This window comes from Pseudoalteromonas phenolica (assembly GCF_005886345.1).
GTDB lineage: Bacteria > Pseudomonadota > Gammaproteobacteria > Enterobacterales > Alteromonadaceae > Pseudoalteromonas > Pseudoalteromonas phenolica_A.
This window is the reverse complement of record NZ_PNEC01000092.1, coordinates 1-7397: the sequence shown is the minus strand read 5'-3', so window position 1 is coordinate 7397 and position 7397 is coordinate 1. Positions and strand designations below refer to the sequence as shown.

The following is a 7397-nucleotide window of genomic DNA, read 5'->3' as shown; positions in this document are numbered from 1 at the left end:
TTACGCTGCGTCCTTTTCCTTGAACTAGAACAGAAGGCAGCGCTCTGAATCATGCATCTTGAGGAAGTTTGGGTATATAAGCAGTTAATAATAACGAAAACTGAGAGTCATCATGAAAACATTATCGATATTAATCGGGGCGTCTTTACTCAGCGCGTCGTTTACAAGCATCGCAAACGTCAAATTTAAGCTAGAGGCATTGTCTGAAAACCTACATGTGCTTTATGGACGAGGTGGTAACATTGCCATTAGCACCGGAGATGATGGTATTTACTTAGTAGACGACCAATTTGCAAAGCTCAGTGATGACATAAAAAAACAAATTAGCCAGTTAAAACCTGATGCGCCAGAGTTTGTGATTAATACACATCACCATGGCGATCATACAGGAGGAAACGAAAACTTTGCCAAAGCGGGGAGTCATGTCATAGCGCATCATAATGTGTATGACCGCTTGAAAGAAAAGCATGGTGAAGGGTCTAAATATTTGCCTATTTTAAGTTTCAGCCAAGATATGAGGCTCCATTTTAACAATGAACACGCGCAGCTTTGGCATTACGCCCATGCTCACACTGATGGCGATGCGGTCATTTTTTACAAAAATGCCAATGCAGTACACATGGGAGATATTTTCTTTAATTTAGGAAGTTTACCTTTTGTTGATGTCGACAGTGGTGGTTCGCTCGATGGCGTGATAAATGCTGTAGAACAAACTTTAGCGAGAATAGATAGTGATACTAAAGTGATCCCAGGTCACGGTCCTGTTACTAACAAGTCGGCGCTCGAAGCGTATCGTGCATTATTGTTAAAAGCTAAAAGTGTAATGGTATCAGCAATGAGCGGCGGTAAATCGCTTGAAGAAGTGCTTACTGCAAAGCCGCTGTCAGCGTTGAATTTAACTTATTCAAACTGGTTACCAGAAGAGCGAGTGGCCACTTTGTTTTATAGAAGCTTGAGTGCATCTCATCATCAACATTAATCATCTGATTTTTACATCCATATCAGCGAAGAACATACTTCGCTGATTTTCAAATTAAACATGGTTATCTTCTCATCGTTACAACTAAACTGTATGTTCCTAAGTACGATTAAAAAGATATTGCAAAAGCGTCTGGGGTCGATGTGACCATACCCAATGCAGAGCTGGTCGATAAAGCGGCGATTGATACAATTGTTAAATTATCGGCTGATGAGTGTATTTCCTCAGATATTGAGGAGCTAGGTGCCAAAGCTGATGATATTCCGACCTTAACTGAAAATGCATTGAAAGATGCGTGTGGCTTTATTAATCCAATTCAGGCTACTGCAGAAGAGATTTCAGAAATCTTCCGCGCTGCAATGTAATTAAAAAGAACGAATTTGCTTTTTAGATGTCGAAGCCTTGGTATATGTGCCAAGGCTTTTTTGCTTTGGTCTTGAATTTATCTGAGGATTTTTTATCCTTACGTTTTTATTTTCTCGCCGTTTAAAATTTAGGGCCAAACTATGTTTAGTAAAATTGTGAAACTAAAAGACTATCAATTACTCACATTAGGTTGGTTAGCCATGCTATGTATGGTTTGTTTAAACTGTACAGTGCATAGCTTATTTATTGCTAAACAGCGAGTTGATATTGCTTCTTCTATTTTCTGGTCATTGCAAGAGTTCGGTATTTGGTTGCTGATCACGCCGTTTATTTGTTTTGCTCTACAGCGCAGTATGAAATTAAAACAATTAATCTCAGTGGGTTTTTTCGCGCTTACATGCGTGTTAACTGTAAACACGAGCCTTGATGTTTTAATAGAGCAGACTGCATGGCAAGAAAGCCTTTTCTATAATTGGCATAAACATGCCATTGCTTATTTGGCCATCGTCACTTTAGTGCATTTTAAAAGCCGGTTTGTCGATGTAAATCGGGCTCAAAGTAGTGACTCAGTTGCTCAAACGTCTCGATTATTTGTTAATCAAAAAGCGGAAGAAAAAACAGAGCTACAAAGGTTGCAAATAGAAGAGTTTGATATTGCGTTTGCCGATATTTACTTTGCAAAAGCCGCGGGCAATTATGTTGAGTTACATACCAAGCAAGGTATGTCACTGGTTCGCACAACCATGAAAGAGTTAGAAAACAGCTTACCTGCTCAGGCTTTCTATCGCTGCCATCGCTCTTACCTTGTCAATCTTTCTCATAGTGCAAAGCTAGTCAATGCGCGCTCGGGTCATGGTCTATTGGTGCTCAATAACGACATTGAAGTGCCAGTCAGTAAAAGTAATCGTTCAACAACTAAAATGCTCTTAGGCCTTTAAAAATAAAGGCTAGGGACGAATGGATGAATAACCTTTTGTCCCAAACCTTATGAGTTCGTCACATAGAGCTGGGTTGGGTAGAATCAATTTTATATAGTTTTCATCATCAAAATTCTGAGGAGAAAACAATATGAATAAGCCGTCACTTACTCTAACGACTCGCTTACTACACTGGTCGGTTGCACTCACTATGCTAGGTTTGATTAGTGTGGGTTATTACATGGTGAACTGGGAAGTATGGTCCTTGTATCCTATTCACAAAGCGCTAGGTGTAATCGCGCTATTGTTAGTATTACCACGTGCAATTTACCGTATTAAAAAGGGCTTCTTACCTGCTGATGACAATGCATCAGAGGCACTTAATAAAGCCATTCATTTCGCCCATTGGGGTTTACTAATAGGTACCTTGTTAATGCCAGTAAGCGGTATGCTTTACTCAGGCTTTGGTGGGTATGGTATCGATGTATTTGGCCTGGCTTTAGTGCCAAATAACTATACAGAGAATGGCGCAGTGCCTTTCAATGAAACTATTTTTGTAGTTGCTAAAGCTGCACACTCTTATATTGCTTACGCGTTAACAGGTCTGATTGCATTACATATGCTGGGTGCCATTAAGCATCATGTGTTTGATAAAGACACGACATTACTGCGCATGTTAGGCCGTGCTTAATTAACCTAGATATGGTTAGGTATGTGGTTGAAGTTATAGCTTTTCTTCAACCACATGCACGATACTGTAGAGTGCTTTTTTTGCGGGGAAAATTAAGTTACCACTCGTATCTACCATCTTCCAATCAGTTCTGCAGGTACCTGGATAGCGCGGAGTTGTAAACTCAATCGAGATATCTATTATTTCACCTGGCTTTACGGTTGGTAAAGCTATGCTGTCTACTGAGTAGCATAAGTTAGGATCTTGCGGCGTCATGCGCTTTAACCGTTTATCCTGCCAAGGCACTGAGCCAATGTTTTGTACTCGCCAAGTCTTGGTAAAACTTGTGTTTACAGCAATAGGTGTACCATCAGGAATAGTCACATCTTTAATAAATTTAGTCGCAAAGCCAGTTTGTAATTCGACCTTCTGTGAGTTGCTTAACTGGTTTTCTTGAAATAAAAGGTATGCAATGGCTGTGAGCAGAAGGACTAAAGTGCAGGCAAGCAGTTTTGAGTTAATCTTATATTGCTGTAAATGCTTTTGGTTTGTGCTTTGAACCTTTGTGTTTTTGAGTTGCTCTTTACTTTGTTGAGTTGCCTCAATAAGAGCTTCAAGCGTTACTTTATCAATCTCTAAAACTTGCATCAGTTTATTTTGCAACGCATCACTTGGTAGTCTTTGTCCATCTAGCACTTTGTAAAAATGCGAACGGCTGCATTCGCAAAGGTTTACGATCTGTTTAACACTTAACCCCTTTGTATCGGAGACACGTTTTACGCTGTCTCTTAGTGGTGTCATTTTCATTCCTTTTTTGCTTTTTAACTGATGGTAAGTCTTTAAATTGTCTCTGAGACAAGATACGTGTTGTACTTAGCAGAAGCTAAACATAAAGTGTTCAAGGTAAATAGTATAAGAAAAAACTCTTATAAACCATAACCGCTATTATTGAACGCAAAAATCTCTTTATGAAATGGCTATATAACTTGTACTGCAAATTTATCCGAAGCCCGCGTATTTGTCAGGAGTGCACTTTAGAGTTCAATCCCACTGCTGAACATCAGATATTATGTGAAAGGTGCTTACAGCGCAGAAGAGAATACAAGAAGAATAAGTATTCTAGTAAAAACTTATAATCTAGCTCCGAGTTGTTACTTGCAAAAAATGCAACTTTAAATGTGGAATTAGAATTGGACTTTAACAAAGTCAAAATTAATGTCATTAAAAAGTTCATTAACACCTATCGTATTTATTTAAATTACCCTCACTGTATTTAGTATTCACAAGCAGCTTTTTAGTGAATATTAACTGCATTTCATCTGGTTTAACCAGTGTGTTTTGCAAAAGTTATGTATTTGTTAGGGTGTTACTGTTTACAAATTTTCACATCATTACTTTTCTTATTTAATCCAATTAAAACAATTTGTTGTGTGTTCTGGTAGATGGTTTTAAGTATTCTCAATTTGTCATTAAAGATTCATCTTGTTTACAAAAATGTAAATGAAAGTAGAATTTATTGCATACAATATTCTTTTTGTCGTGTTTTCTGCTGGCTTACGTGCAATTTAAGGCAGTTTTTTGTGTCAGAGCAGCAGGTTAATTGCCTATTTGTTTGAAGCACAGTTGTAGTAAATAAATATCTGGAAGTAGAAGTATGATGTATAAACCTAAAAAGTTGTTTATGGGAGCAAGCTTATTAGCTGTTTCTACCATACCAACTTACGCCTCTGCGGCCGCGATGTGCGGTACAACGACAACAACAGGCAATGCTTTGACACTTGGTCAGACTGAGTGTATTTCAGGAAATGGACTTTATTTCTATGTTGATATTGAACAGGATGGCACATCGCTTAATATTACCACTGATGGTGGTATAGGTGAGGCCGATATTCTCGTCAATACAGGTAACTGGGCTACATCAAGTGCCTACACTGCTCGAACGAATACTCAAGGTACAAACGATTCCTTAAAGATCACAGCCAATCAGAGTCGTTTATATATCAGTGTTTTTGGTACACATGAGCAAGTCCAACTTGCATTAACGCAAACAGTTGGTGAACAACCAACCAAAGATAAATGCCTTGAAGCAAAACAACAAAGTGGTGAAATAGCCCTAAATGAAGCGTTATGTATTGGTGGTAATGGCCTTTATTATTATGTTGACGTACCACAAGACAACACTGAGTTAACGATTGAAACTCAGGGCGGTGAAGGTGAAGCGGATATTTTTGTCAACAATAGTGGCTGGGCAACACGTAGTAGCTATACTGCGTCATCTGCGAATGCTGGCACCAATGAAACATTAAAAGTGACGGCTAATAAAGGGTTATTTTACGTCAGTGTAATGGGCCAAAATGATGGCGTGAACTTCTCTGTTAAAACTGGGACTTCAACCCCAGATCCAGTAAACCCAACAGATCCTGCAACAGCAGACTTTGTGGTTGTAGAGCCAGTTGTGGTGTCTATACCGGCTGCAGCGATTAATTCAAAAGCAGAGTTTAGCTCAGATGTTGAGCAGATCATTGTCTCTACTTGGGCGCAGTGGGGCGAGATTTCAGCAAACACTCCAGGTGTAGTCGCGGATGTCGCCAAAGCCATTCATTTCCTTGCACAGCAAGATGACATAAAAGACAAAGACCTAGATACATTACTGTATTTTTTACGTAATTTTGCAGCAAATGGTGACTTTACTCAGTTTAGCCAAGCTGATGCTAAGTTAATCAGTGATGCGCTTCATGCGGTTGCTATGATGACGGAGTTTTATACCACAGGTGCGCCGGCTGGCTTAATCCATGAAAGCTATGCAACTGCTTTAATTAATTTAACCACAGCCGAAGGCGCACAGTTTATTACTAAACAATTGCCACACTTAATGGCGCTGACTCAGTTTTATGCGGGTCTATCTAACCCATATGTAAACGACAATTTTGGCTATAGCACCAATCAAATCTTAAAAGCATTTTATGATTTAGCTTACATTGGTAAGCAAAACGCGGTAATTAAAGCGGCATTTAATGAGCATATGCTTGCCGTGATGTCTGTGCTTCGTAGTTATGCACTAGGCGAAACAGGCTTAGATATGCGCTGGAATGCAGATGCAGATCGCATGTGGATCATGCCGCACGAGTTTTTAGCGTTAGGTCATGTTGCCAACCTTGCTGAGCCAGCTGTTCAGGCTCGTATTGATGGTATTGTGAAGGAAATCTTCGACGTAACATCGGCACAAGTTGACGCAGAGGAAGTGAAGAAGAAAATCACAGAAAGCTACCTTGAAACCGTTAATCGTAGCTGTGACAGTAGCGATGCACTGAACGGTTATTGTTCTGTGCCTAAAAAGGTGGAAGATATTTTAACCATTACCTACCAATGTAATGATGCTATCACCATTCGTGCACAAGCAATGACAAACCAGCAACTTGCAACAGCATGTAGCAAGATGGCTGACGTAGGCAGCAACTTCCACCAGTTCTTTAATACCAATATGCAGCCGGTGAACAATGATAACAACAACAAACTTGAAGTGATTGTTTATGCAACGCCTGAAGACTATGAAGCCTATGGTTATAAATTCTTTGGTCATAATACCAATAATGGCGGTATTTACCTTGAGGGTGATCCAAGTGTTGCTGGCAATATTCCGCGCTTCCATGCAATGCAATGTCCACAAAGTTGGGTTGGCTTTTCATGTGACACCGCAGGTGAAGTCTATAACTTAGAGCATGAATACGTTCACTATTTAGATGGTCGTTATAACTTATATGGCATGTTCGCACACCATAATAATACGGTTTCTTGGGCCGAGGGGTGGGCGGAGTTCTTAACCAAAGGCCAGTATAACAAGCGTAACTTTGATGCCATTGCAGGTAAGACTGTTCCGTCATTGCGCAGTATTTTGTTCATGGAATATGGGTTTGATAACTTATATCCATGGAGCTACTTAACCATGCGTTACTTAGCTGAAAACCATAAACAAAGTGTTTTGGCGCTTTCAAATGCATTGAAGTTAAGTGACAGCACACAGTTTGAAACACTACTGGGCCAAATTGCGACAGACCATAATGATGACTTTATCAATTGGATGGTTGCAAACACCGACGCGGTTGCACCAGGCGTACTACCAGACCCTGTTGCAGGTGTATTCTCTGGTTGTGAGTTGTTGACCACTTATGAGCGCGGCACGGCAAAAGCAAGTGTTTCAATCACTAACCCGTATGCTGAGCCTGTGACTTTGTACTGGGTGAACCCAGCAACAGGTGCTGCTGATTTAGCGAACCCATATGCAACCTTGAGTAATGGCGAAGTATATAGCGCTGATTTTTGGTCTCAAGGCGACCGTATGGCAGTAATGGATAGTCAAAATACCTGTTTAGGTGTGGCGGCGTTAACAGAGCTAAATAGTGATTATGTGATCACGCAAGCTATGCTACCAACGACAGATTCTGGCACAGACAATGGCTCTGGTACA

Annotated in this window: 6 protein-coding genes; 5 read left to right on the top strand and 1 reads right to left on the bottom strand. The window is 40.1% G+C overall.

Features of this window, described 5'->3' with window-relative positions:
* Nucleotides 1-109 precede the first annotated feature (109 nt).
* From CWB72_RS20150 to CWB72_RS20135, 4 genes are all read left to right on the top strand, one after another.
* Nucleotides 110-979, top strand: coding sequence for an MBL fold metallo-hydrolase (locus tag CWB72_RS20150; RefSeq protein WP_436409869.1), 870 nt, complete (start codon nt 110-112; stop codon nt 977-979).
* A 119-nt stretch (nt 980-1098) separates the two neighbouring features.
* Nucleotides 1099-1344: a hypothetical protein gene (locus CWB72_RS21225; RefSeq protein ID WP_138635186.1), complete on the top strand. Its 246-nt coding sequence runs from the start codon at nt 1099-1101 to the stop codon at nt 1342-1344.
* A 141-nt stretch (nt 1345-1485) separates the two neighbouring features.
* A complete protein-coding gene (locus CWB72_RS20140; RefSeq protein ID WP_138635184.1) occupies nt 1486-2283 on the top strand; it encodes a LytR/AlgR family response regulator transcription factor in 798 nt (265 codons plus the stop codon).
* Between the two features lie 130 nt (nt 2284-2413).
* The gene (locus CWB72_RS20135) at nt 2414-2953 is read left to right on the top strand and encodes a cytochrome b (RefSeq protein ID WP_138635182.1); all 540 of its coding nucleotides are present in this window, start codon (nt 2414-2416) and stop codon (nt 2951-2953) included.
* A gap of 33 nt (nt 2954-2986) precedes the next feature.
* On the opposite strand, the gene CWB72_RS20965 is transcribed toward CWB72_RS20135, so the two are convergent.
* Nucleotides 2987-3733, bottom strand: coding sequence for an NBR1-Ig-like domain-containing protein (locus CWB72_RS20965; protein ID WP_252371605.1), 747 nt, complete (start codon nt 3731-3733; stop codon nt 2987-2989).
* A gap of 853 nt (nt 3734-4586) precedes the next feature.
* Here CWB72_RS20965 and CWB72_RS20125 point away from each other — a divergent pair.
* A partial coding sequence (locus tag CWB72_RS20125) for a collagenase (RefSeq protein WP_171037373.1) occupies nt 4587-7397 on the top strand: 2811 nt, incomplete at its 3' end.